Annotated in this window: 22 protein-coding genes; 10 read left to right on the top strand and 12 right to left on the bottom strand. The window is 68.1% G+C overall.

The features are described 5' to 3' along the window. Positions 1-88 precede the first annotated feature (88 nt). The 7 genes from DKG74_RS15170 to DKG74_RS15140 all read right to left on the bottom strand — a co-directional run bounded on the left by DKG74_RS15170 (position 89) and on the right by DKG74_RS15140 (position 7,112). A complete protein-coding gene (locus tag DKG74_RS15170; RefSeq protein ID WP_109907022.1) occupies positions 89-595 on the bottom strand; it encodes a diguanylate cyclase domain-containing protein in 507 nt (168 codons plus the stop codon). Between the two features lie 111 nt (positions 596-706). Beyond that, a complete protein-coding gene (locus tag DKG74_RS15165) occupies positions 707-2,458 on the bottom strand; it encodes a heparinase II/III family protein (protein WP_165837713.1) in 1,752 nt (583 codons plus the stop codon). Between the two features lie 30 nt (positions 2,459-2,488). Beyond that, on the bottom strand, positions 2,489-3,154 hold the full coding sequence (gene rpe, locus DKG74_RS15160) for a ribulose-phosphate 3-epimerase (RefSeq protein WP_109907020.1): 666 nt from the start codon (positions 3,152-3,154) through the stop codon (positions 2,489-2,491). A gap of 39 nt (positions 3,155-3,193) precedes the next feature. Next, a complete protein-coding gene (locus DKG74_RS15155) occupies positions 3,194-4,546 on the bottom strand; it encodes an RsmB/NOP family class I SAM-dependent RNA methyltransferase (protein WP_109907019.1) in 1,353 nt (450 codons plus the stop codon). Beyond that, entirely contained in the window at positions 4,543-5,418 is an 876-nt protein-coding gene (htpX, locus tag DKG74_RS15150; protein WP_109907018.1) for a zinc metalloprotease HtpX, read from the bottom strand. The genes DKG74_RS15155 and htpX overlap by 4 nt, the downstream gene beginning before the upstream one ends. A gap of 83 nt (positions 5,419-5,501) precedes the next feature. Continuing rightward, positions 5,502-6,371 carry a prephenate dehydratase gene (locus tag DKG74_RS15145; RefSeq protein ID WP_109907017.1) on the bottom strand — a complete coding sequence of 290 codons (870 nt, stop codon included), beginning with the start codon at positions 6,369-6,371 and terminating at the stop codon, positions 5,502-5,504. Further along, entirely contained in the window at positions 6,372-7,112 is a 741-nt protein-coding gene (locus DKG74_RS15140) for a 3-deoxy-manno-octulosonate cytidylyltransferase (protein WP_109907016.1), read from the bottom strand. Between the two features lie 208 nt (positions 7,113-7,320). On the opposite strand from DKG74_RS15140, the gene DKG74_RS15135 reads away from it, so the two are divergent. The 7 genes from DKG74_RS15135 to otnI are packed head-to-tail and all read left to right on the top strand — an operon-like array spanning position 7,321 to position 16,136. Beyond that, on the top strand, positions 7,321-7,872 hold the full coding sequence (locus tag DKG74_RS15135) for a c-type cytochrome (RefSeq protein ID WP_109907015.1): 552 nt from the start codon (positions 7,321-7,323) through the stop codon (positions 7,870-7,872). Between the two features lie 28 nt (positions 7,873-7,900). Continuing rightward, a complete protein-coding gene (locus DKG74_RS15130) occupies positions 7,901-9,727 on the top strand; it encodes an extracellular solute-binding protein (RefSeq protein WP_109907014.1) in 1,827 nt (608 codons plus the stop codon). A gap of 39 nt (positions 9,728-9,766) precedes the next feature. Next, positions 9,767-11,590 carry an extracellular solute-binding protein gene (locus DKG74_RS15125; RefSeq protein ID WP_109907013.1) on the top strand — a complete coding sequence of 608 codons (1,824 nt, stop codon included), beginning with the start codon at positions 9,767-9,769 and terminating at the stop codon, positions 11,588-11,590. Continuing rightward, the gene (locus DKG74_RS15120) at positions 11,590-12,687 is read left to right on the top strand and encodes a microcin C ABC transporter permease YejB (RefSeq protein WP_109907012.1); all 1,098 of its coding nucleotides are present in this window, start codon (positions 11,590-11,592) and stop codon (positions 12,685-12,687) included. The genes DKG74_RS15125 and DKG74_RS15120 overlap by 1 nt, the downstream gene beginning before the upstream one ends. Before the next feature lies 1 nt (position 12,688). Further along, positions 12,689-13,723, top strand: coding sequence for an ABC transporter permease (locus DKG74_RS15115; protein ID WP_109907011.1), 1,035 nt, complete (start codon positions 12,689-12,691; stop codon positions 13,721-13,723). Beyond that, on the top strand, positions 13,720-15,321 hold the full coding sequence (locus DKG74_RS15110; RefSeq protein WP_109907010.1) for an ABC transporter ATP-binding protein: 1,602 nt from the start codon (positions 13,720-13,722) through the stop codon (positions 15,319-15,321). The genes DKG74_RS15115 and DKG74_RS15110 overlap by 4 nt, the downstream gene beginning before the upstream one ends. A gap of 5 nt (positions 15,322-15,326) precedes the next feature. Beyond that, complete coding sequence (gene otnI, locus DKG74_RS15105; protein WP_109907009.1) at positions 15,327-16,136, top strand: 2-oxo-tetronate isomerase; 810 nt, start codon at positions 15,327-15,329, stop codon at positions 16,134-16,136. A gap of 60 nt (positions 16,137-16,196) precedes the next feature. On the opposite strand, the gene DKG74_RS15100 is transcribed toward otnI, so the two are convergent. The 3 genes from DKG74_RS15100 to DKG74_RS15090 all read right to left on the bottom strand — a co-directional run bounded on the left by DKG74_RS15100 (position 16,197) and on the right by DKG74_RS15090 (position 19,080). Beyond that, positions 16,197-16,733, bottom strand: coding sequence for a DUF3833 domain-containing protein (locus DKG74_RS15100; RefSeq protein ID WP_279340884.1), 537 nt, complete (start codon positions 16,731-16,733; stop codon positions 16,197-16,199). Between the two features lie 65 nt (positions 16,734-16,798). Further along, complete coding sequence (locus DKG74_RS15095; protein ID WP_109907007.1) at positions 16,799-17,668, bottom strand: C40 family peptidase; 870 nt, start codon at positions 17,666-17,668, stop codon at positions 16,799-16,801. Continuing rightward, a complete protein-coding gene (locus DKG74_RS15090) occupies positions 17,665-19,080 on the bottom strand; it encodes a leucyl aminopeptidase family protein (RefSeq protein WP_109907006.1) in 1,416 nt (471 codons plus the stop codon). The genes DKG74_RS15095 and DKG74_RS15090 overlap by 4 nt, the downstream gene beginning before the upstream one ends. A gap of 86 nt (positions 19,081-19,166) precedes the next feature. Here DKG74_RS15090 and DKG74_RS15085 point away from each other — a divergent pair, with 86 nt between their 5' ends. After that, positions 19,167-19,817 (top strand): glutathione S-transferase family protein, encoded by a 651-nt coding sequence (locus DKG74_RS15085; protein WP_109907005.1) that lies wholly within the window; start codon positions 19,167-19,169, stop codon positions 19,815-19,817. 6 nt (positions 19,818-19,823) lie between these two features. Here DKG74_RS15085 and DKG74_RS15080 read toward each other — a convergent pair whose 3' ends face one another. Beyond that, a complete protein-coding gene (locus DKG74_RS15080) occupies positions 19,824-20,444 on the bottom strand; it encodes a class I SAM-dependent methyltransferase (RefSeq protein WP_109907004.1) in 621 nt (206 codons plus the stop codon). Between the two features lie 7 nt (positions 20,445-20,451). Then, positions 20,452-20,838 (bottom strand): DUF2794 domain-containing protein, encoded by a 387-nt coding sequence (locus DKG74_RS15075; protein ID WP_109907003.1) that lies wholly within the window; start codon positions 20,836-20,838, stop codon positions 20,452-20,454. 178 nt (positions 20,839-21,016) lie between these two features. Between DKG74_RS15075 and DKG74_RS15070 the strand changes: the two genes are divergently transcribed. Further along, positions 21,017-22,180: a phosphoserine transaminase gene (locus DKG74_RS15070; protein ID WP_109907002.1), complete on the top strand. Its 1,164-nt coding sequence runs from the start codon at positions 21,017-21,019 to the stop codon at positions 22,178-22,180. Between the two features lie 120 nt (positions 22,181-22,300). Then, entirely contained in the window at positions 22,301-23,881 is a 1,581-nt protein-coding gene (gene serA, locus DKG74_RS15065) for a phosphoglycerate dehydrogenase (RefSeq protein ID WP_109907001.1), read from the top strand. The last annotated feature ends 125 nt before the right edge of the window (positions 23,882-24,006 follow it).

The following is a 24,006-nucleotide window of genomic DNA, read 5'->3' as shown; positions in this document are numbered from 1 at the left end:
GGAGATGCGACCGCGCACAATACGGCAAAGCGCGCCGGCCGCAAGCCTCGATGCGCACACATCAGGGCCGCGTTGTCGCAGGGCCGGATCAGACTTCCGGCGAAAGCCCGCTGACCGACATCAGACCGCCCCGCATCATGATGGCGATACGGTTGCCGCCCTGGCCGACGGCATAGGACAGGGCCGACCCCGCCCTGGCATAGATGTCGAGGGCACTGTCATGCCGGCCCTCGAAGCCGGCGATGCCGAAGGACAGGGCCATGGCCGGATCCGGCAGGGCCTGTCCCGGCGCCGGCCGTTCCTGCGCCCAGCGCCAGATCCTCTCGGCGATGAGGCGGCCGACCTCGACCGGGCTTTCAGGCGCGAGCACGCAATAGCGTGAATCGCCCAGCTTGGCGACCGTATCCGACGGTCGCAGGATGGCCGCGACGGCGTCCACGGGTTCGCCATTGGCATAACCGGCGACAAGCCCGTGATAATCGAAACGAATGAGCGACAGTGACCGGTAATAGCGAGAGCAGCGATCGACTTCGGCGATCAGTCGCAGCCCGAGGGCTTCATGGTCCAGCGCAATATTGGGTCCGCGAACGAGCATGTGGACGCACAATTTTCCACCAATATGGAAGCATTTTCCCCAATATCGGTTTCAACCCCGCGAACGTCAATTGCCCAATACGCATGGGAGCGCCGCGACGCAGCAAAAATCTCAGGCCTTGGCGTCGAGCCGTTTGAGCCCCCAGCGCAGCACCACGCGCCCGGCGTCGAGCGAACCGCCGACCACCATCTGCTCGGCGCGGCGAGGCGGCCCGGGATTGGCGATGGAAACCGATTCCTCGAGCGCGAGATGACCGCCGAGGGCGCGGAATTGCCAGCCATCGCCGCCGGGCGTGCGCAGCAGGATGCCCGTGCCGTCACCGGTCAGGCTGGCGCGAACATCGGGGGCGAGGTGGAAACGCAAGGCGAAGGCGAGGCTGCGCCCCGGCGTCCGTCCGCGCGGCTCGATCCGGTCTTCGCCCCGGATTTCGCCGCCTTCGGGATCGAGCCACAGTGCCCGCCGATGCACGAGACCGAGGCGGGGGCCATAGCCCGAATGGCTGGCCTCGATCCAGACCTGGCCGTCCGCCTCGTTGCGGGTCGCGGTGGTGACCATGGCGGGCAGGCTCGGCCGCAGGCCGATGTCGAAATCGGCGACCGAGACCCAGGCATTCTGGTCGTCGAGGGTCAGGGTCGAATGGGCAGCGGTGGAGCGGCCGACCCGCTGCCAGTTCTCGTCGAGGCCGGGCGCGGCGCCGCAGGAGACGATCAGCCGGTCGCGGCCGGAACTCATCTCGAAGGCGAGCGGCGCCGTATGGGCCTCGGCGGCGTGGCCCGGCGGCGGCGGCGCGCCCACATCCACGATCAGCGCGAAACGCCGCCCCTCGACCCGTTCGTAGCCGATATGCGGCAGGCGGCCGGGCGCCTTGCCGCGTGGCGCGGCCAGCGCCAGCACCTGTTCGATCCGGGCGATATCGCCCGGCCGGCCGCCATTGAAGCTGGCCAGCCGGCCATCGCCGAGGCGGAAGAAGCGCAGGGCCGGCGCCAGCCGGTCGAGGGCGCGGGTAAAGGCCACGCTCGGCATCTGGCCGGCGGCGGCCAGCGCCTCGCGCATCCGCACCAGGGCTTCGAGCACGGCGAGATGATCGCTCGGATTGCGGCTGGGCAGGCCGCCGTCGGGCAGGACAAGGCCGGAGAGCGCATCGTCGAGCCGGCGCAGCGACCGCGCCAGCGGCCGGCCCCATTGCCCCAGGGCAAGATTGCCGAGGGCGAGGCCAACCAGCGCCACCACCTTGCCCGGCCCCGGCGCCATGCCCTTGTCGGTCCGGCCGAGGTAGCGCAGATGGCGCACCAGGGATTCGAGCAGCGCCTCGCGCAAGGGCAGATCGGCGCCGTCGAGCAACAGCGGCAGATGGCTGACCCAGGCCATGACCCGGCGTCCGGCAAGGTCCGGTCGCCACCAATGGGCATCGAAGCGGCCGTAGCGTTTCAGCCAGCCGTCCAGCAGCATCCGGGCCTGACGGCCGGCAGCATCGCCGCCTGCGGCCGAGAAATGGCGCAGCCAGTGGAAATCGTGCAGCGCCTCCTGCCACTCCGCGCTGGCACCGCCCAGGGTCCAGGGGGTCTGATGCGGCGACAGCAGCAATTGCCCGGCGAAGCGATAACGCCCCTGGAACAGGGCATTCGCCTCGTCGACCGAACCGGGAAAGGGATCGGGCTGAACATTGAGGGCGACCGCCGACGGTGCCCGGCCGAGGGTCGCGACCGACAGGCGCGAGCCCGCCAGTTTCAGGCGCAGCCGGCGCAGGGCGGCCCCGGCCTTGGCGCGCAGGACTGTACGCTTGGTCCAGGCGGGCGGCAGGCCCGGCAGGGTCGCATGGGTGGTCGGCCCGACCGCTTCGGTTCTGGGGTCAGGTGCTTCCATGCCCGCAGCCCCGGTCGCCATCACGGGGCCCTACGCGCCGCCGCGCAGTTTTTCGATGTTGGCGGCATAGGCGGCGGGGCCGCCGGTGAAGCTGGCGGTTCCGGCCACCAGGACGTCCGCGCCTGCCGCGATGGCAAGGGGCGCCGTCTCGAGATTGATGCCGCCGTCGACTTCGAGGTCGATGGTCCGGCCGGTGCCGTCGATCAGCTTGCGCAGGGCCCGGATCTTGTCGAGCTGGCTGGTGATGAAGGACTGGCCGCCGAAGCCCGGATTCACCGACATGACGAGGATGAGGTCGACCATGTCGATCACCGTCTCGACCGCGCTGATGGGCGTCGCCGGGTTGAGCACGACGCCGGCTTTCACGCCATGCGACTTGATCGTCTGCAGGGTGCGGTGCAGGTGCGGCCCGGCCTCCGGATGCAGGGAGATGATGTCGGCGCCCGCCTTGGCGAAGCCTTCGATGAAGGGATCGACCGGCGAGATCATCAGATGGACGTCGAACGGCTTTTTCGTGTGGGGGCGCAGGGCCGCGACCACCGACGGGCCGATGGTGATATTGGGCACGAAATGCCCGTCCATCACGTCGACATGGATATAGTCGGCACCCGCCGCATCCATGGCGCGAATCTCCTCGCCCAGGCGCGCGAAATCGGCCGAGAGAATCGACGGGGCTATGCGAATCGTCTGCTGCATCTTCTGCTCGTAACAGCTATGGGCCGGGTTGCCAACCGGTCAGACGCGGGTCAGGCGACTGACGAAGAAACCGTCGATGCCGCCCGCCTCGGGCCAATGGCTGGGCAGGGTGCGAAGATCGCCGGCAGGCGTGATCGCCGTCTCGAGGCCCGGCACTTCCGCAGGGGAAATCGGCACGCGGCGCAGGGGCGCGCCCGCGGCCAGCAGGGCCTCGATCGCCTCCGGGCCCTCGCGCGGCTCGATCGAACAGGTACAGAAGACCAGCGTGCCGCCGGGCGCCAGCATCTGCACCGCCGCGCGCAAGAGGCGCAGCTGGACCCGGCCCAATTCGCGGATTTCCTCGGGTGTGCGGTGCAGGGCGATATCGGGATTGCGGCGCAGGGTGCCGGTCGCGGAACAGGGCGCGTCGAGGAGGACGAAGGGCACTTTCTCCGCCGGCTGCCAGGCGGCGACATCGGCCACCACCGTTTCCGCTTCCAGCTTCAGGCGGGTCAGATTCTCGCGCAGGCGATTGATGCGCCCGCGCGCCTGATCGACCGCGGTCACCAGGGCGCCCAGTGCCGCCAGCTGGGCGGTCTTACCGCCGGGCGCGGCGCAGAGATCGACGACCGCGCTGCCCGGCGCCGGGTTCAGCAGGCGGGCCGGCAGGGCGGCGGCGGCGTCCTGCACCCACCAGGCGCCTTCGGCGAAGCCCGGCAGATCGGCGATGCGCCCCGCGCCCGTCAGGCGAAGGGAGCCGGTGGGCAGCACGGCGGCGCCGAGGCGGGCAGCCCAGTCGCCGGCATCGAGCCCGGGTTTCAGCGTAAGGTCGAGGGGCGGTTCCACCTGATGGGCGGCGGCGATCGCAGCGGCGGCCTCCGCGCCGTAAGCCTTCACCCAGCCCTCGAACAGCCAGTCGGGGGTCGAGGCGCGGCCCCGGTCGACCTGCGCCAGCAGACCGGCCTTTTCCCGCTCCATCCGGCGCAGCACGGCATTGGCGAGGCCCTTCAGCTTGGAGAGCTTGCCGTCGACCAGTTCGACCGTGGCGCCGACGGCGGCATGGGCCGGCACGTCGAGGATCAGCAGTTGCGCGGCGCCCAGCGCCAGAATCGCCCGCAGCCGGTCCGGCAGATGGCTGCCCGGGCGGTCGAGGCAGCGGTCGAGAACCGCCAGCAGGAAACCCCAGGAGCGCACGGCGGCGGCGGCGAGGGCATGGGCGAAGGCGCGGTCGCGCGGCGCCAGCCTGTCGAGGGCGCCAGCCTGATCGACCGCATCGTCCAGCGGCTGGCCCCGGGCGATCACCGCCTCGATCAGGCCGAGAGCGGCGAAACGCGCGGCGAGGCCGGCATGGGCGGCGTTCGCGGCCGAATGTTCGCTACCGGCCGCGTTCGCGGCGGATGATTCAGTCGTCAACTCCAGGGCCCCGTCTGCCCCTTCTCGATCGCCATGCGGCGCAGGCGCTCGATCCGGTTTTCCATCCGCGGATGGGTGGTGAAGAGTCCATCCATAGCACGGCCATGCAGCGGGTTGACGATAAAGAGATGGGCGGTCGCGGGATGCGCCTCGGCCGCCCGGTTCTCCACCCGCTCCGCCCCGGCCGACAGCCGGGCAAGGGCCGACGCCAGCCACAGCGGCCGGCCACAGATTTCCGCGCCGATGCGGTCGGCCTCGTATTCGCGGCTGCGCGAGATGGCGAATTGCACCAGCGCGGCCGCCAGCGGCGCGAACAGCGCGACGAGGAGACCGCCGATGGCGCCCATGCCGTTGTCCCGTTCGTCGTCGGACCGGGACATGCCGAAGAACATGGCGAAATTGGCCAACATGCCGATGGCGCCGGCGATGGTCGCCGTGATCGTCATGGTCAGCGTGTCGCGGTTCTTCACATGGGCGAGTTCATGGGCCATCACCCCCGCGACCTCTTCCTCGCTGAGAAGCTCAAGCAGGCCGGTGGTCGCGGCGACGGCGGCATGTTGCGGATCACGTCCGGTGGCGAAGGCGTTGGGCTGCGGATTGTCGATGACATAGACCCGGGGCATGGGCAGGCCGGCGTTGTCGGCCAGCCGACCGACGATGGCGTGAAGGCGTGCCGCCTCCCCGGCGCCAACCTCGCGCGCGCCATACATCGACAGCACCATCTTGTCGGAATTCCAGTAGGCGAAGGCATTCATGCCGAGCGCCAGCAGGAAGGCGATGACAAGGCCACTCTGTCCGCCGACCAGCCAGCCGACGGCAAGGAAAAGGCCGGTCATCGCGGCAAGAAGAAGGGCGGTACGCGCGTAGCCCAAGGCAGACTCCCTTTCAGGAACAGGGGCGGTTTCGGATGACCCTCATGTGGGTTCCCGCCCCGCTCCGATCAAGCGTCAGGACGTCAGACGCCGCCTTCCCGCTTCCTGAAGGGATGGGCCGGATAGCTGCCGAGAATCTTCACGTCGGTCGAGAAGAAGGCCAGTTCCTCGAAGGCGAGGCGGACCGAGCGGTCGGCCGGATGGCCTTCGATATCGGCATAGAACTGGGTCGCCGTGAAGCTGCCGCCGATCTGATAGGACTCGAGCTTCGTCATGTTGATGCCATTGGTGGCGAAGCCGCCCATCGCCTTGTAGAGCGCGGCCGGCACGTTGCGCACCCGGAACACGAAGGTGGTGATGGTCGGCGCGCCCGGCGGCGGATCGTCCCGCTCGCGCGAGAGGATGATGAAGCGCGTGGTGTTATGCGCCGCGTCCTCGATATTGGCGGCGACCGTGTCGAGACCATAGATATCGGCGGCGAGGCTGGAGGCGATGGCGGCGACGGTCGGGTCATTCCAGGTCGCGACATCGCGCGCGGCGCCCGCGGTATCGTCGTGCACAACCGGCGTCAGGTGATGTTCCAGCCAGAATTTGCGGCATTGGGCCAGCGCCATCTGATGGCTGTGCACCGTCTTCAGCCCGGCCAGGGTCGCGCCCCGGGGTGCCAGCAGCTGGTGGCGGATGCGCAGGAAATATTCGCCGACGATATAGAGATTGGCCCCCGGCAGCAGCTGGTGGATGTCGGCGACGCGGCCGGCCAGCGTGTTCTCGATCGGGATGACGCCGTAATCCGCCCGGCCGTCCTTGATCGCGCTCAGCGCCTCGTCGAAGGTCGGACAGGGCAGCGGCACCGCCTGCGGGAACAGCTCGCGCAGCGCCTGGTGGGAAAAGGCGGCGGGCGCGCCCTGATAGGCGACGACCGAATTACCGACGCGCGCGGGATCGTAAGTCATTCAACGCTGGCCTTCGATGATGGCGCGGGCCCGCGCCAGGTCTTCCGGCGTATCGACGCCGAGGGGCACCGTGTCGACGGCGACGACGTCGATGCGCATCCCGGCCTCAAGCGCGCGCAGCTGTTCCAGCTTCTCGCGCTGCTCGAGCGGCGAGGGCGGCAGGCCGACGAATCGGGCCAGCGCCGGCCGGCGATAGGCATAAAGACCGATGTGGTGGAAATGGGGGCCGGCGCCATAAGGCGCGGTCGCCCGGGTGAAATAGAGCGCGCGGCCGATGCCGGAATCGCCCGCCCAGGCGACGACGGCCTTCACCACATTGGGATTGGTGCGCTCTTCCTCGACGCGGATTTCCGCGGCGAGGGTGGCGATGTCGACGGCCGAATCGGCTAGCGGGCGGAGGGCGGCGCGAATCACGGCGGGGTCGATGGTCGGCAGATCGCCCTGCACATTGACGACGATGTCGGCCTTGCCCTCGGGATCGGCGCGCTTCAGCGCCTCGAAGATGCGGTCGGAGCCGGACGGATGCGCGGGATCGGTCAGCACGGCGACGCCGCCCGCCGCCTCGACCGCGGCGACGATCTCGGCTTCGGCGGCGGCGACGACCACGGGGCCGACCTCGGCCTCCATCGCCCGGCGCCAGACCTGGACGATCATGGGCACGCCGTCGATGAGGCTGAGCGGCTTGCCCGGCAGGCGGGTCGACGCCATGCGGGCGGGGATGACGACGATGGAGGAATTCATGTCTCTGGCCGGTTACTTCGCGCGGGCAAGCCGCTATTGGCAAGGCGCCGGGCCTGCGGCAACATGACACGGCGAACATCGCGCGTCTTGCCGTCAGTTTCCGAAGCGATCGCGCGACCTTATACGGGTTGCGCCTTTTGCTTGGAAGCGGCTAATCTCCGCGCGCCTGTCGGGGCACGTCTGTCCCGGACGGAGGGGACGAGGGCACATGGATTCCTTCGAGATCAACAAGATTGCTGGTGCCGTTCTTGGCGGCGTGCTGGCGCTTCTGATTATCAGTAATGTCGGTGACGCCCTGGTGTCGCCGAAGCACCTGGAAAAGCCGGTCTACGTCGTCGAAGGCGTGGAGACGGAAGGTGGTGGCGGCGGTGAAGCCGTGGCGGCCGCGGCGGAAACGCCGCAGGATCCGCCGATCGAGCAGCTGCTCGCCACGGCTTCGGCCGAGAATGGCCAGAAGCAGTTCGCGAAATGCGCCTCGTGCCATTCGATCGACAAGGGCGGCGCCGCCAAGGTCGGCCCGAATCTCTGGGGCATCGTCGGCAACAAGCACGCGCATATGGAAGGCTTCGCCTATTCCGACGCGATGAAGGCCAAGCCCGGCATGTGGGAATATTCGGCGCTGTACGAATTCCTGCGCAGCCCCAAGGACTATGTCCCGGGCACCAAGATGGGCTTCGCCGGCTTGAAGAAGCCGCAGGACCGTGCCGACCTGATCGCCTATCTGCGCGCCCAGGCCGATTCGCCGGTGCCGCTGCCCTGATCGGGCTCCTGACCGGCGGGAGGCGTCGATGATTTCGCGTCGCCACCTGCTGGCCACCCTCGGGATGGCCCCCTTCGCGGGGGCCTTTTCGTTGCCTCGGGCGTGGGCGCAGGCCGCCGGCCTGCACGGCATCGCCATGCATGGCGACCTGAAATACCCGCCCGGCTTTCCGCGCTTCGATTTCGTGCGTGCCGATGCCCCCAAGGGCGGCGAATTGCGCCAGGGCGTGCTCGGCAGTTTCGATTCGCTGAACCCCTTCATCGTGCTGGGCGATCCCGCCGCCGGCAGCGGCTCGATCTACGACACGCTGACGCTGCAGGCGCAGGACGAGCCTTTCTCGGAATACGGCCTGCTGGCGGAAGCCATCGAGGTCGCGCCGGACCGTTCCTTCGTCGCCTACGAGCTTCGCAAGGAAGCGCGTTTCCACGACGGCACGCCGGTCACCGCCGACGATGTCGTCTTCAGCTTCGAGACACTGAAGACCAAGGGCCACCCCTTCTATCGCAGCTATTACGCCAATGTCGCCAAGGTCGAGACCGCGGGCACGACCGGCGTGCGCTTCACCTTCGATACGACCGGCAATCGCGAATTGCCGCTGATCATGGGCCAGCTCGCCGTGCTGCCCCGGCATTACTGGGAAGGGCGGGATTTCACCCGGCCCTCGCTCGACGTGCCGCTGGGCAATGGCCCTTACCGCATCGGCACGGTCGAGGCGGGGCGCAGCCTGACCCTCGAGCGGGTGGCGGATTACTGGGGCGCGGCGCTGAACGTCAACGTCGGCCGCAACAATTTCGCGCGCCTGCGCTACGACTATTTCCGCGACGAGACCGCCAATCTCGAGGCCTTCAAGGCCGGCGCCCTCGACGTCCGGATCGAGCGCGTGGCCCGGGTCTGGGCCACCGCCTATGATTTTCCGGCGGTGCGCGACGGCAAGGTGCTGAAGCTGGAATTGCCGGACGAGACCCCGGCCGGGATGCAGGCTTTCGTCCTGAACACCCGCAAGCCCCTGCTGCGCGATGCCCGGGTGCGCCGCGCCCTCGGCCTCGCCTTCGATTTCGAATGGTCGAACAAGGCGCTGTTCTACGGCGCCTATACGCGGACCCAATCCTTCTTCGCCAATTCCGAACTGGCGGCGAGCGGCGAACCCGGCCCGGCCGAACTGGCCCTGCTGGAGCCGTTCCGCGACCGCCTGCCGCCGGAAGTCTTCGGCCCGGCCTGGACCGCGCCGGTCAGCGACGGCTCAGGCCAGGACCGCAAGCTGCTGGTCGAGGCGAAGAAACTGCTGGCCGAGGCCGGCGGCAAGGTCGTCGACAAGAAGCTGGTGGCGCCGGACGGCACGCCCTTTACCCTCGAATTCCTGATGGACGACGTCACCTTCGAGCGGGTGACGACACCCTTCATCGCCAATCTCGGCCTCCTGGGCATCACCGCGGCGATTCGCACCGTCGATCCGCCGCAATATGTCGACCGGGTGAACAATTTCGATTTCGATATCGTCGTCGGCACCTTCCCCCAGTCCCTGTCGCCCGGCAACGAGCAGCGGGAATTCTGGGGCAGCCTCGCCGCCGACGAAAAGGGCAGCCGCAATCTGATCGGCATCAAGGACCCCGTCGTCGACGCCCTGATCGACAAGGTGATCTTCGCCGAAGACCGCGCCGCCCTGGTCGCCGCCTGCCGCGCCCTCGACCGGGTGCTGTGCTGGGGCTATTTCGTCGTGCCGCAATGGCACATCACCGTCGACCGCATCGCCGTCTGGGACCGCTTCGGCCGGCCGGAAACCAAGCCCCGCTATGCCGCCGGCTTCCCCGACACCTGGTGGTACGACGACGCGAAAGCCGCGGCCCTGAAGGGATAGGCTTCCCTGCGGGCGGTTGATTGCTATCATCCCGGCGACATGCTTAGCCCGATCCTTCGCCTGGCCCGCGCCGCGGCCCTGCTTCTGGTTGCCGCCGGCCCCGCGCTGGCCGATCCAAGGCCCGCCTTTTCGCCGTTCGGGGACGTGAAATACGCTCCCGATTTCGGGCATTTCGACTATGTCGACCCGCAGGCACCCAAGGGCGGGCGGCTCAACCTGTCCGCCCTCGGCACCTTCGATTCGCTCAATCCCTATATCGTGCGCGGCGTCGCCGTGCAGGGCACCGAGCTGACCACCGACAGCCTGATGGTGGCGAGCAGCGACGAGCCCGATTCGTTCTATGGCCTGCTGGCCGAGAGCATCGACGTCACCGCCGATTTCTCCACCGTCACCTTCCGCCTGCGTGGGCAAGCGCGTTTCGCCGACGAAAGCCCGGTCACCTCGGCCGACGTCGCCGCGACCTGGCAGGCCCTGCGCGACAAGGGCGATCCCAGCTGGCGCCAGCGCCTGTCCGACATCGCCGCCATCGAGACGCCGGACCCGGCGACGGTGATCGTGCGTTTCGCGGCGAAGAACCTGCGCACCCTGCCCATCGCCATCGCCACCATGCCGGTGCTGCCCGCCGCCTTTCTCTCGGCCCACGATCTCGACCAGCCGGGGCTGGAGCCCCTGCCCGGCTCCGGCCCCTACCGCGTCGCGAAGGTCGAGGCCGGGCGCAGCATCGCCTTCGAGCGGCGGGACGATTACTGGGCGCGCGACCTGAACGTGAATCGGGGCCGCTATAACTTCGACCGCATCTCGATCGACTATTACCGCGACCGCGACATCGACTTCGAGGCCTTCAAGGCCGGCGCCTCGGACTTCCGCGAGGAATTCACCTCGCGCCTGTGGGCGACCGGCTATGCCGGCCCCGCCTTCGACAAGGGCTTCATCAAGCGCGGCGAAGTGGCGGACGAGCGGCCGACCGGCATCCAGGCCTTCTTCCTGAACCTGCGGCGCGAGAAATTCCAGGATGTGCGGGTGCGCCGGGCCATCGGCCTCGCCTTCGATTTCGAATGGTCGAACAAGGCGCTGTTCTATGGCGCCTATTCGCGCATGGCCTCGATCTTCGAGAATTCGGTGCTGGCCGCCCACGGCTGGCCGAGTTCGGCCGAACTCGCCATCCTCGAGATGTATCGGGGTCACATCCCGGACGCGGTCTTCGGCGGCCCCTATGCCCCCGCCGCGACCGACGGCAGCGGCAATATCCGCGACCGGCTGAAGGCGGCGCGCGACCTGCTGGCCGCGGCGGGCTGGACCGTCAGCGACGGCAAGCTGGTGAACGCGGCGGGCGAGCCCTTCGAGATCGAAGTGCTGAGCGACGAGCCGGTGATGGCGCGCATCTTCCAGCCCTTCGTGCAGAATCTGCAACGCCTCGGCTTCACCGCCCGCTACCGCGAGGTCGACCAGACCTCCTACCAACTGCGCCGGCAGAATTTCGATTACGACGTGATCTCCCAGCGTTTCGCCCTCGGCGCCACGCCGACCACGGAACTGCGCGACCTCTGGGGCTCGGCCAATGCCGACGCGCCGGGCAGCCTGAACCTGTCCGGGATCAAGGACCCGGTGGTCGACATGCTGATCGAGCGCATGGTCGGCGCCGAAAGCCGGCCCGACTACATGACCGCGGCCCATGCCCTCGACCGGGTGGTGATGTGGAACGACTACATCATCCCGCAATGGTACAAGAGCAATCGCACCATCGCCTGGTGGGACCGTTTCGGCCGGCCGGCCACCGCGCCCGTCTACGACCTCGGCGTGGTCGACACCTGGTGGTTCGACCCCGCGCGCAGCGCCGCCATCGACGCCGGGGTAACCCCCTGATGGGCATCTATCTGCTGCGCCGCCTGCTGCTGATCGTGCCGACGCTGTTCGGCATCATGCTGATCAATTTCATGGTCATCCAGCTCGCCCCCGGCGGCCCGCTGGAACAGGTCATGGCGCGTTACACCTCGTCCGACAGCGCCCTGCAGGGCCGCCTGTCCTCGGGCGGGGCGGAGACGCTGGGCGGCGGGGGCGCGGGTGGCGGGGGCGACAGCCGCTATCGCGGCGCGCGCGGCCTCGATCCCCAGTTCATCAAGGAGCTGGAGGTCCAGTTCGGTTACGACAAGTCGCTGGGCGAGCGTTTCGTGAAGATGGCGGGCGACTACCTGCGCTTCGACCTCGGCACCAGTTTCTTCCAGGCCCGGCCGGTGATCGACCTTGTGCTCGACAAGCTGCCGGTGTCGATTTCCCTCGGCCTGTGGACCACCCTCCTCGTCTATTTCATCTCGATCCCACTCGGCATCGCCAAGGCGGTGCGGGACGGCAGCCGTTTCGACGTCTGGACCTCGGGCGCCATCGTGCTCGGCTATGCCGTGCCATCCTTCCTCGTCGCCGTGCTGCTCATCGTCTTTTTCGCCGGCGGCAGCTTCTGGTCGATCTTTCCCTTGCGCGGCCTCGTCTCGGACAATTTCCACGATCTTGGCCTGTGGCAGAAGATCGGCGACTACGCCTGGCACATGGCGCTGCCCGTGCTGTCCATGGTGATCGGCGGCTTCGCCACCCTGACCCTGCTGACCAAGAATTCCTTCCTCGACGAGATCAACAAGCAATATGTCGTGACCGCCCGGGCCAAGGGCCTCGGCGAGGGGCGCATCCTCTACCGGCATGTCTTTCGCAACGCCATGCTGATCGTCATCGCCGGCTTTCCCGCCGCCTTCATCGGCATCCTCTTCACCTCGTCGCTGCTGACCGAGGTGATCTTCTCCCTCGACGGGCTGGGGCTGCTCGGCTTTCAGGCGGCGGAGAAGCGGGATTATCCGATCATCTTCGGCACGCTCTATCTGTTCTCGCTGATCGGGCTGCTGACCAGCATCGTCTCCGATTTCACCTATACGCTGGTCGACCCCCGCATCGACTTCGAGCGGCGCGAGAGCTGACATGGCCGGCCGCGCCCTCACCCCCCTCACCCTCCGCCGGCTGAAGCGGTTCCGCGCCAACCGGCGGGGTTTCTGGTCCTTGTGGATTTTCCTCAGCCTGTTCGGCCTCAGCCTGTTCGCCGAATTCATCGCCAACGACCGGCCGCTCTATATCCAGATGGAAGGGAAATCCTATTTCCCGACCCTGGTCGATTACACCGAGACCGAACTGGGCGGCGATTTCGAGACCTCAGCCGATTACACCGCGCCCTTCCTGCGCGAGCTTTTCGCCGAGAAGGGCGCCACGGTGATCTGGCCCCTGATCCCCTTCTCGTGGGACACGGTGGTGCGCGAGGTCGCGCCCTATCCGGCGCCGCCCTCCGCCCTCAACTGGCTCGGCACCGACAACGACGGCCACGACATCGCGGCGACGCTGATCTATGGCTTTCGCATCTCGATCCTGTTCGGCCTTGCCCTCACCGTCGCCTCCAGCATCGTCGGCGTGCTCGCCGGCCTCGCGCAGGGTTTCCTGGGCGGGCTGACCGATCTTCTGATGCAGCGTTTCATCGAAATCTGGTCGGGGATGCCGGTCCTTTACCTCCTCATCATCCTGTCGGCGGTGATCGAGCCCAGCTTCTTCTGGCTGCTCGGCATCATGCTGCTGTTCTCGTGGATGGAACTGGTCGGTCTCGTCCGGGCCGAGGCCCTGCGGGCGCGCAATTTCGATTATGTGCGGGCGGCGCGGGCCCTGGGCCTGACCAATATCCGCATCATGCTCCGCCATGTCCTGCCCAACACGCTGGTCGCGACCGTGACCATGCTGCCCTTCGTCATGAACGGCTCCATCGCCACCCTGACCTCCCTCGATTACCTGCGTTTCGGCCTGCAGCAATCGGCGCCGTCCCTCGGCAAGCTGCTGTCACAGGCCAAGGATCTCGCGGTGCAGGCGCCGTGGATACCGCTGTCGGCCTTCTGCACCGTCGCCCTGCTGCTTTCCCTGCTCGTCTTCATCGGCGAGGCGACGCGCGACGCCTTCGATCCGAGGCGGGGACCATGAGCGCGCCCCTGCTCGCGATCCGCGATCTCGTCGCCCGCTTCAGGACCGAGGCCGGCCCGCGCGACGTCGTCCGGGGTGTCAGCCTGACCGTCGATGCCGGCGAGATCGTCGCCCTCGTCGGTGAAAGCGGCTCGGGCAAATCGGTCACCGCGCTGTCGGTCCTGCAACTGCTGCCGAAGGGACAGGGCAGCAATCCGCAGGGCTCCATCCGCCTCGACGGCCACGAGATGATCGGGGCCGACGACGAGACCCTGCGCGCCCTGCGCGGCGGTGTCGCCGCCATGATCTTTCAGGAACCGATGACGGCGCTGAACCCGCTGCACCGGATCGGCCGCCAGATCGAGGAAGTGCTGAGCCTGCACACCGCGCTCGACGCCGCCGGCCGCCGTACCCGGGTCGGCGAATTGCTGCGCGAAGTGGGATTGGATGCCCTCGCCGACCGGCTGGACGCCTTTCCGCACGAACTCTCGGGCGGGCAGCGCCAGCGGGTGATGATCGCCATGGCGCTGGCCGGCGATCCGAAACTGCTGATCGCCGACGAGCCGACCACCGCCCTCGACGTCACGGTCGAATCGAAGATCCTCGACCTGTTGCAGGACCTCGTGCGCCGCCGGGGTCTCGGCCTTCTGCTGATCACCCATAATCTCGCCATCGTGCGCCGCCACGCCAGCCGCGTCGCGGTGATGCACGAAGGCCTGCTGGTCGAGGAAGCGCCGACCGCGACGATCTTCGAGCACCCGCGTCATCCCTATACCCGCCATCTGATCGAGGCGGAGCCGAAGGGCCGCCCGGCGCCGGTGCCGGCGGATGCGCCCGAGGTGCTGTCGGCGCAGGACATCCGCGTCGCCTTCGCCCTGAAGCGCGGGCTGTTCGGGGGCACCTTGAGCGAGCTTGTCGCCGTCGACGGCGCCAGCCTGTCGGTGCGCCGGGGCGAGACCCTGGCCATCGTCGGCGAGAGCGGCTCGGGCAAGTCCACCCTCGGCTTCGCCCTCCTGCGCCTCATCCGCTCCACGGGACGAGTCGTGTTCCTCGGCGAGGATTTGCGCCGGCTCTCGGGCGCCGCCCTGCGGGCCCGGCGGAAGTGCTTCCAGATCGTGTTCCAGGACCCCTACGGCAGCCTCAGCCCGCGCATGACCATCGGCGAGGTGGTGGGCGAAGGCCTCGCCGCCCATGGTCTCGCGCACGATAGCGGGGCGCGACGCGCGAGGGTACAGGAGGCCCTGGCCGAAGTCGGCCTCGACCCCGAGATGATCGACCGTTTCCCCCACGAATTCTCGGGCGGGCAGCGTCAGCGGGTGGCGATCGCCCGGGCCCTCGCGCTCGATCCCGATCTCGTCGTGCTGGACGAGCCGACCTCCGCCCTCGACCGTTCGATTCAGGGCCAGATCGTCGACCTGCTGCGCGGCCTGCAGGAAAAGCGGGGCTTCGCCTATCTGTTCATTTCCCACGACCTGAAGGTGGTCCGGGCCATGAGCCATCGCATGATCGTGATGCGCGCCGGCCGCATCGTCGAGACCGGCGCGGTCGATGACGTGATCGCCGCCCCGCGCGAAGCCTATACCAAGGCGTTGATCGACGCCGCCCTGCTGAACCGCTGACGGCCATGCCGCGCTTCGCCGCCAACCTCAGCCTGATGTTCGGCGAATGGTCCTTCCTCGACCGTTTCGCGGCGGCGGCCGATGCCGGCTTCCCGGCGGTCGAATTCCTCTTCCCTTACGACCATGCGCCGGAGGCGATCGCCGACCGCCTGGCGCGCAACGGCCTCGAACTCGCGCTGTTCAACCTGCCGCCGGGCGACTGGGCGGCGGGGGAGCGCGGCCTCGCCGCCCTGCCGGATCGGTTCGACGATCTGAAGGCCGGCATCGAGCGGGCGATCCCCTACGCCGAGGCAACCGGGGCGCGCCGCCTGCATCTGATGGCCGGCCTCGCCGACCGGGGCGCGGCGGAGGCCCGGGCCGCCTATCGCCGCGCCGTCCTTCACGCCGCCGAAATGCTGGACGCCCGGGGTATCGAGCTGCTGATCGAGCCGATCAACCGGCGATCCATGCCGGGTTACTTCCTCGACGATTTCGCCTTCGCCGAAGACCTGATCCGCGACCTCGCCCAGCCGAACCTGCGGCTGCAGTTCGACATCTATCACCGCCAGATCCTGCATGGCGACGTGACCATGGCCCTGCGCCGCCTGCTGCCGCTGATCGGCCATGTCCAGGTCGCCAGCGTCCCCTCCCGCCACGAGCCGGACGGGGAGGAGTTGAACCACCCCTTCCTGTTCGACGAACTGGATCGCATGGGTTACACCGGCTTCGTCGGCTGCGAATATGTCCCGCGCGCGGGCACGCTGGCCGGCCTCGGCTGGCTACGGCGCTCAGACCTGTCCCATCTCGTCGTCCCGGCGAAGGCCGGGACCTTGTAACGATCAAGGCGCCTTTGCCTGTTAAAGATCCCGGCCTTCGCCGGGATGACGAGTTCAAGGTTACACGCCTGCGGGCTTCGAGAAAAACAGTGTGATCTCCCCGATCTCGATGCCAAAGCGCGTCACTTTCGCGCGGTTGACGATGACGTCGCCCGGCTGGAGATAGAGCCAGTCGTCGAAGGCGACCCGCCAGGTGCCGTCGCCGACCTTCAGGTCGAAATCATAGCGCCAGTTCAGGGCATTGCCCGCCGCCTGCCCCCGCGCGATGCCGACAACGCCGTCGGCCTTGCCTTCATAGCGGCCGTCGTCGCCCGGGCGGATGGTCCAGACCCGCCGTTCCGTCTCGCCGTCGCTGTAGAGGAAGTTTTCCTCGAGGGTCAGCAGCTGCCCGTCGAAGGTGCCGGTGATGTCGACGGTGAACTGGCGCCGCAGGGTGCCGAAGCGGTCCTCGAAAATGCCCCAGGCGCTGGTCTTGCCGGCGAAATAGCGCTCGATGCGCAATTCCGGCGTCTTGCCCTCGAAATCCTCGACATTCATGCCGCCGCAGCCGCCCAGCGCGAAGGCCAGCGCCATGCCGCACAGTCTGCCCAGTCCCATCGCCGTGTCTCCCCATTGCGTATGGGAGATACGGCGCAGGGTCTCGTCCGGTTCAGTTCAGCGTGTCAGTTCCCAGGGCGCCGGATTGCGCGCAGGGCGGGCACGCCCGGCGCAAGGCCTCGTTCCTGCCGGACCCGGTCTTCGAGGGCGGCGCGGGGCTCGACGGTGACGGCCATGACCGCCGCCGTGGCATGAACCACGCTGCCGTCGCCCCGGGCGAGGGCGACATGGCCCGGATAACACAGGATATCGCCCCGGCGGATGTCGCCTTCCGCGACCGGGCTGCCGAATCCGGCCTGAAGATCGCTGTCGCGCGGCGCGGCGATGCCGGCGCGGGCGCAGGCGATCTGGACCAGGCCGGAACAGTCGATGCCCTCCGCCGTCCGTCCGCCCCAGAGATAGGGCGTGCCGAGGAAACTTTCCGCCGTCGCGACGATATCGGGAACCGTCGCGACGAGCGGCGCCGCATGGGCGGCGAAGACGAAGCGGCCGCAGGACAGACGCCGCCAGCGCCCGTCCGCGCTCGCCCCTTCGACCGCGAGACGGGCGCCCATGGACAGGGCGATCACCGCCGGCCGTTTCAGGTCGGGCGCGGGATAGAGATGGGTGCGCGGCACGGCGACGACATGGGTGGCAAGCGGCGCCGGCCCCCGCGTCAACGCCGCCCGGGGCACGTAGCCGACATAACCGTCGGTGCCGAGCTGACCCCAGAGCCAGCCGTCCTTGCGGTCCTCATAGACCGTGAAATCCTCGCCATAGAGGACTTCTGTGTCGAGGCTGGCGGCGGCTTCCGGCCGGGGCCGCAGGGCGGCATGGGGCACGATCACATGGAACGCCTCGCCGGGCACGAAGCGCGCGGCCGCGACCTTGCCCTCGAGGAAGTCGGCGGCGAGGTCGTCGCGGGCCGGGGTCAGCCGGCGGTCGAAGCCGCTCATGCGCCGTAACGATCCGCGATCAGGGCATAAAGGGCGCGGATGGCATAGGCCTCCGCGCCGATGGGCCGGCCCGGTCCCGGCTTGGGTGCCCAGGCGAAGACGTCGAAATGCACCCAGGACGGGGTTTCGGTCACGAAACGCTTGAGGAACAGGGCCGCGGTCACCGCGCCGGCCATGCCGCCGTCCGAGACGTTGTTGAGGTCAGCGACCCGCGAATCCAGCCACTTGTCGTAGGGCGCCCACAGCGGCAGGCGCCAGACGGGATCGCGCTGGTCGAGCCCGGCATCGGTTATCGCCGCCGCCAGTTCGTCGTCGGGCGTGAACATCGCCGGCAGATCGGGGCCGAGGGCGACGCGGGCCGCCCCGGTCAATGTCGCCATGTCGATCAGCAGCTCTGGCCGCTCCTCGTCCGCCTCGGCCAGGGCATCGGCCAGGATCAGGCGGCCCTCGGCGTCGGTATCGCCGATCTCGACGGTGAGGCCCTTGCGCGAATTCAGCACGTCGCCCGGGCGCATGGCATTGCCCGAGACGGAGTTTTCCACGGCGGGGATCAGCACGCGCAGGCGCACCGGCAGACCGGCGTCCATGATCATATGGGCAAGGCCGAGGACATGGGCGGCGCCGCCCATGTCCTTCTTCATCAGGGCCATGTAGCTGCCGGTCTTGAGGTTCAGCCCGCCCGTGTCGAAGCAGACGCCCTTGCCGACGAGGGTGACGCGCGGCAGGCCGGCCTCGCCCCAGGTCAGGTCGATGAGGCGCGGGCTGCGCTCCGAGGCGCGGCCGACGGCATGGACCATGGGATAGCCGGCCTCGATCAGATCGTCGCCGACGATGATGTTCACGCGGGCATCATGCGCCGTCGCGACCCGGACGGCCGCCTCGGCGAGTTCGGCCGGGCCGAGGTCCGAGGCCGGGGTATTGACCAGATCGCGGATCAGGAACACCGCCTCGGCCGTGCGCCGCACCTGGTCGAGATCGGCGCCGACGGGGGGCACAAGGAGGGGCGCCGGCTTGCCGTCGTCATCCTTGTAGCGGCGGAAGGCGTAGCGGCCCATGACCCAGCCCAGCGTCGCCGCCGTCGCCTCGATGGGGCCGAGCGGTGTCGCGATCTCGTAAGTGCCCGGCGGCAGGGCGGCGGACAGGGCGCCGAAGCCATAGGGCTCGTTCTCGAAGGCGCCGCCGGTGCCAAACAGCACGAGGCCGAGGCTGCCATCCGCCGCCGGCACCAGAAGATGACTGCCCGGCTTGCCGTCGAAGCCGGTCGCGCGGGCGAAGCGCAGCGCCGCAGGCGGCACCTTGTCGACGAGGCCGTCCAGCCCGCCCTTGACGATGCAATGAATGGGCACCGCCTGTTCGCGACTGGCGATCAGGGGCAGCGGCAGGGCGAGCGTTGCGGGAATGATTTCGGACATGGCAGCTTCGTTACGGATGCTCTTGCGGAACGACTCGGGGTCGGGTTGCCTTGCGCGAGCTTAACCCAGCCTTCGGAGCCTTGCCCATGGCCCAGCACCAAAAGCCTGTCCTCGTCATCGGCGACAAGAATTATTCGTCGTGGTCCATGCGGCCGTGGATCGCCATGACTGCGGGCGGCATCGACTTCGAGGAAACCCACGTCAAGCTGCGCACCGAGGAAACCAAGGCGACCATCCTGCGCCATTCGCCCAGCGGCACGGTGCCGGCGCTGAAACTCGGCGACGTGGTCGTGCCCGAGTCGCTGGCGATCTGCGAATGGGCGGCGGAGAACTCGAAGACCGGGCCGCTGCTGCCGGTCGATTCCGTGGCGCGGGCGGCATGTCGGGCGGCTTCGGCCGAAATGCACTCGGGCTTCGCGACTTTACGCAAGGAATGCCCGATGGATATTCTGGCGCGCGAGACCTGCCACCCGATTTCCGACGCCTGCCGCAGCGACATCGCCCGCATCGAAGCCCTGTGGGAGAATTGCCGGCACCATTTCGGCGCCGGCGGCCCCTATCTGTTCGGCCATTTCACCATCGCCGACGCGATGTTCGCGCCGGTGGTCAGCCGCTTCATCACCTATGGCGTGCACCTGCTGCCCGAGTCGGCGGATTATGTCGCCGCCGCCTCGCACCACCCGGCCTATCAGGCCTGGGTCGCGGGCGCCAAGCTGCAGGTCGAAACCGGCATCTGAACCCGGTCAGGCCGGGATCGCCGAGCCCCAGTAATTGAAGGCGGCGATCTTCGGCGTGCCCGGCAGATACATGCTTTCCAGCCGGCGGACGGCGAAGCCGCCGGCCTTCAGCAAGTCGGGGATCGGCCGGTGCAGGTTGCAGCCGCCGAAGCAGCGCTTCCACACCGGGTTCACCCGGTCCTGCCAGCGCAGGACGCGGACATCCGGCGCCTCGCCATGCTCGCAGAACAGCAGCTCCCCTTCGGGCTTCAGCACGCGGCGCATCCCCTGTAGCGCGGCCACCGGGTCGGGAATGGTGCACAGGCTGTAGGTGACGACGACCGTGTCGACCGACGCGTCGGGCAGCGGGATGCGCTCGCCCGGCAGGCCGATGAATTCGACCGGAAAGCCAAGCTTGCTCGCCTTGCGGCCGGCGATCTTCCAGGATTCTTCCGACGGGTCGAGACCGATCAGCCGCTCGACCTTGGCGGCGTCGTAGTGCGGCAGGTTGTGCCCTGTACCGATGCCGATTTCGAGCACGACGCCCTTCGCCTGGGGCACGACCTTGCGGCGCTGATGGGTAAAGGGGCCAAGGCCGCAGGCGAAATTGATCAGCCGCGGCACGACGTGCCGTTCGTAAAGGCTCATGGACGACTTACTCCCCTTCGACGATCTTGAGCAGTTTCCTCTCGAGGACCGCCAGGACATTCGCGAGGTCTGCGCCCCGCTTCATGACCCGTCCGCCCGCCGCGATCACCGAATAGGCCCCTTGTTTCCGCGCCAGCGCGGGCCTCTTCTCGATCCGGTAGAGCGGCTGTTCCGACGTGCGCCTGTGCACGGCGAAAACCGCGACCTCGACCCCATCGGCCATGGCATAGTCGCGCCATTCACCGGCCGCGACCATCCGGCCGTAGAGCCCCAGGATCATGTCGAGTTCGCGCCTGGAAAAGAACACCCTTTTAGGGGGGGAATGGCTTGCGGCATCCGCCGCGCCGGCCTTGCCGGACGCGCCGGGCGCGAGCACGATCACGCCCTGATCCATGCGCCGCCGTCTCCCTCTCGTAACGCTTTCGTCATCTTGAGCGCAGCACATGGGGGCTACAAGGAAAAAGGCAGCCGCGCGAAAAACGCCGATTGACTTGGCGCGCCTCGCGGATATTTTCGCCGACGGGTCACGTCCCCCCACCGGGACGCTGCTTATCTGGAAGGATAAGTCAAAGATGACAAAGCCTGCTACTCGTCCCGCCTCGCCCCTGTTCTCCTCGGGCCCCTGCGCCAAGCGCCCCGGCTGGACCACCGCCGCCCTCGATGACGCCCTCGTCGGCCGTTCGCACCGCTCCAAGCCCGGCAAGGCCAAGCTGCTGAAGGCGATCGAGGACACCCGCCGCATCCTGAAGGTGCCGGCCGATTACAAGATCGGCATCGTGCCCGCCTCGGATACCGGTGCGGTCGAAATGGCGCTGTGGTCGATGCTCGGCCCGAAGCCCATCGACATGCTGGCCTGGGAAAGCTTCGGCTCCGGCTGGATCAACGACGTCGTCAAGCAGTTGAAGCTGAAGGACGTGCGCAAGATCGAATCCGGCTACGGCGAGCTTCCCGATCTGTCCCAGGTCGACAAGACCCACGACGTGGTCTTCACCTGGAACGGCACCACCTCGGGCGTGCGCGTGCCGAACGGCGACTGGATCGCCGACGACCGCGAAGGCGTCACCATCTGCGACGCGACCTCGGCCGCCTTCGCCATGGACCTGCCCTGGTCGAAGCTCGACGTCACCACCTTCTCCTGGCAGAAGGTGCTGGGCGGCGAAGCGGCGCACGGCATGATCATCCTCTCGCCCCGCGCGGTCGAGCGGCTGACCACCTATTCCCCGCCCTGGCCGATGCCGAAGATTTTCCGCATGACCTCCGGCGGCAAGCTGTCGGACGGCATCTTCAAGGGCGAGACGATCAACACCCCGTCGATGCTCTGCGTCGAGGATTACCTCGATGCCCTGGCCTGGGCCGATTCGGTCGGCGGGCTGGACGGCTTGATCGCCCGCTCCGAGAAGAACCTCGGCGTGCTGGAAGCCTGGGTCGCCACGTCGGCCTGGGCCGGCTTCCTCGCCGAGGACAAGACGATCCGGTCCTGCACCTCGGTCTGCTTCAAGGTCGTCGATCCCTGGGCGCTCGCCCTCGACGCCGACGGTCAGGCCGCCCTCGCCAAGAAGCTCGCCGACCTTCTCGACAAGGAAGGCGTCGCCTATGACATCGGCGCCTATCGCGACGCCCCCTCGGGCCTGCGCATCTGGGCCGGCGCCACGGTCGAGGCCTCCGACCTCGAAGCCCTGCTGCCTTGGCTCGACTGGGCCTATGCCGAAGTGAAGGCCCAGCTCTCGGCCGCCTGAACGTGAACCGGCGCCCCGGCGAAAGCCGGGGTGCGTCACCCCCGCGTTTCTTTCCCGACTCCCCACGAGATCCCGGCCTTCGCCGGGATGACGCTCGCGGTCAAACCTTAAGGTGCCCCCATGCCCAAGGTCCTCATTTCCGACGAACTCAGCCCCGCCGCCGCCCAGATCTTCCGCGATCGCGGCGTCGAAGTGGACATCAAGACCGGCCTCAAGAAGGACGAGCTGATCGCCATCATCGGCCAGTACGACGGCCTCGCCATCCGCTCCGCCACCAAGGTGACGGCGGACGTTCTGGCGGCCGCGACCAACCTGAAAGTGGTCGGCCGCGCCGGTATCGGCGTCGACAATGTCGATATTCCGGCGGCGACCGCGCGCGGCGTCGTCGTCATGAACACGCCCTTCGGCAATTCGATCACCACGGCGGAACACGCCATCGCCATGATGTTCGCGGTCGCCCGCGACATTCCGGCCGCCAGCGCCTCGACCCACGCCGGCAAGTGGGAAAAGAACCGCTTCATGGGCGTCGAGCTCTACGCCAAGACCCTCGGCCTGATCGGTGCCGGCAACATCGGCTCGATCGTCGCGGATCGCGCGCAAGGGTTGAAGATGCAGGTCGTCGCCTATGACCCGTATCTGACGCCGGAACGCGCGCTCGAGATGGGCGTGACCAAGGTCGAGCTGGACGAGCTGTTCGCCCGCGCCGACTTCATCACCCTGCACACCCCGCTGACCGACGGCACCCGCAACATCATCAACGCGGCCTCCATCGCCAAGATGAAGGACGGCGTGCGCATCATCAATTGCGCCCGCGGCGGCCTGATCGTCGAGGAAGACCTGCTGGCGGCGCTGAATGCCGGCAAGGTCGCCGGGGCCGCCCTCGACGTCTTCGCGGTCGAGCCGGCCAAGGAAAACATCCTGTTCGGCCACGAGAAAGTGGTTTGCACCCCGCATCTCGGCGCCTCGACCACGGAAGCGCAGGAGAATGTCGCCCTGCAGGTCGCCGAACAGATGTCGGCCTATCTGATCGACGGCGCCGTCTCCAACGCCCTGAACATGCCCTCGGTCACCGCCGAGGAAGCGCCGCGCCTGCGCCCCTACATGAAGCTGGCGGCCCAGCTCGGCTCCTTCGCCGGCAAGCTGTCGGCCGAGGTCGGCATCCGCAAGGTGACGATCGAATACGAGGGCGCCGCCACCAAGCTGAACACCCGTCCGCTGACCGCGATCGCGCTGCAGGGCCTGCTCGGGCCCCTGATGCCGTCGGTCAACATGGTGAACGCGCCCGTGGTGGCCAAGGAACGCAACATCGCCGTCGCCGACACCAAGCTGGAAGCGCCGAGCAACTACCAGACCCTGATGCGCATCACGGTCGAGATGGACGGCAAGACCCGTTCGGTCGCCGGCACCCTGTTCGCCGACGCCCATCCGCGCATCGTCTCGATCAAGGGCATCACGGTCGAGGCGGAAGTGACGCCGCACATGCTCTATGTCACCAACGAGGACAAGCCGGGCTTCATCGGCGCCCTCGGCTCGATCCTCGGCGAGGCCGGCCTCAACATCGCCACCTTCAACCTCGGCCGCCGCACCGCGGGCGAGGAGGCGATCTGCCTCGTCGCCGTCGACGAAGCGATCCCGCAGTCGGTGGTCGACAAGGTCCGCGCCATCCCGCAGGTCAAGCAGGCCCAGGCCCTCGACTTCTGATCGAGGCCTCTTCGGGTTCCAGCGCCCTCCCGCCCCGGCGGGAGGGCGTTTTGCTGTCCGCTCCTCACTTGTCGTGATTTCGGCGGAGGCCTGCATCGCGGGTGTCGAGATCATGCCGGGAGACG

Origin of the sequence: Zavarzinia aquatilis (assembly GCF_003173035.1) — a bacterium.
GTDB classification, from domain to species: domain Bacteria; phylum Pseudomonadota; class Alphaproteobacteria; order Zavarziniales; family Zavarziniaceae; genus Zavarzinia; species Zavarzinia aquatilis.
The sequence above is the reverse complement of the archived record's forward strand: the minus strand, read 5'-3'. Positions and strand labels throughout refer to the sequence as shown.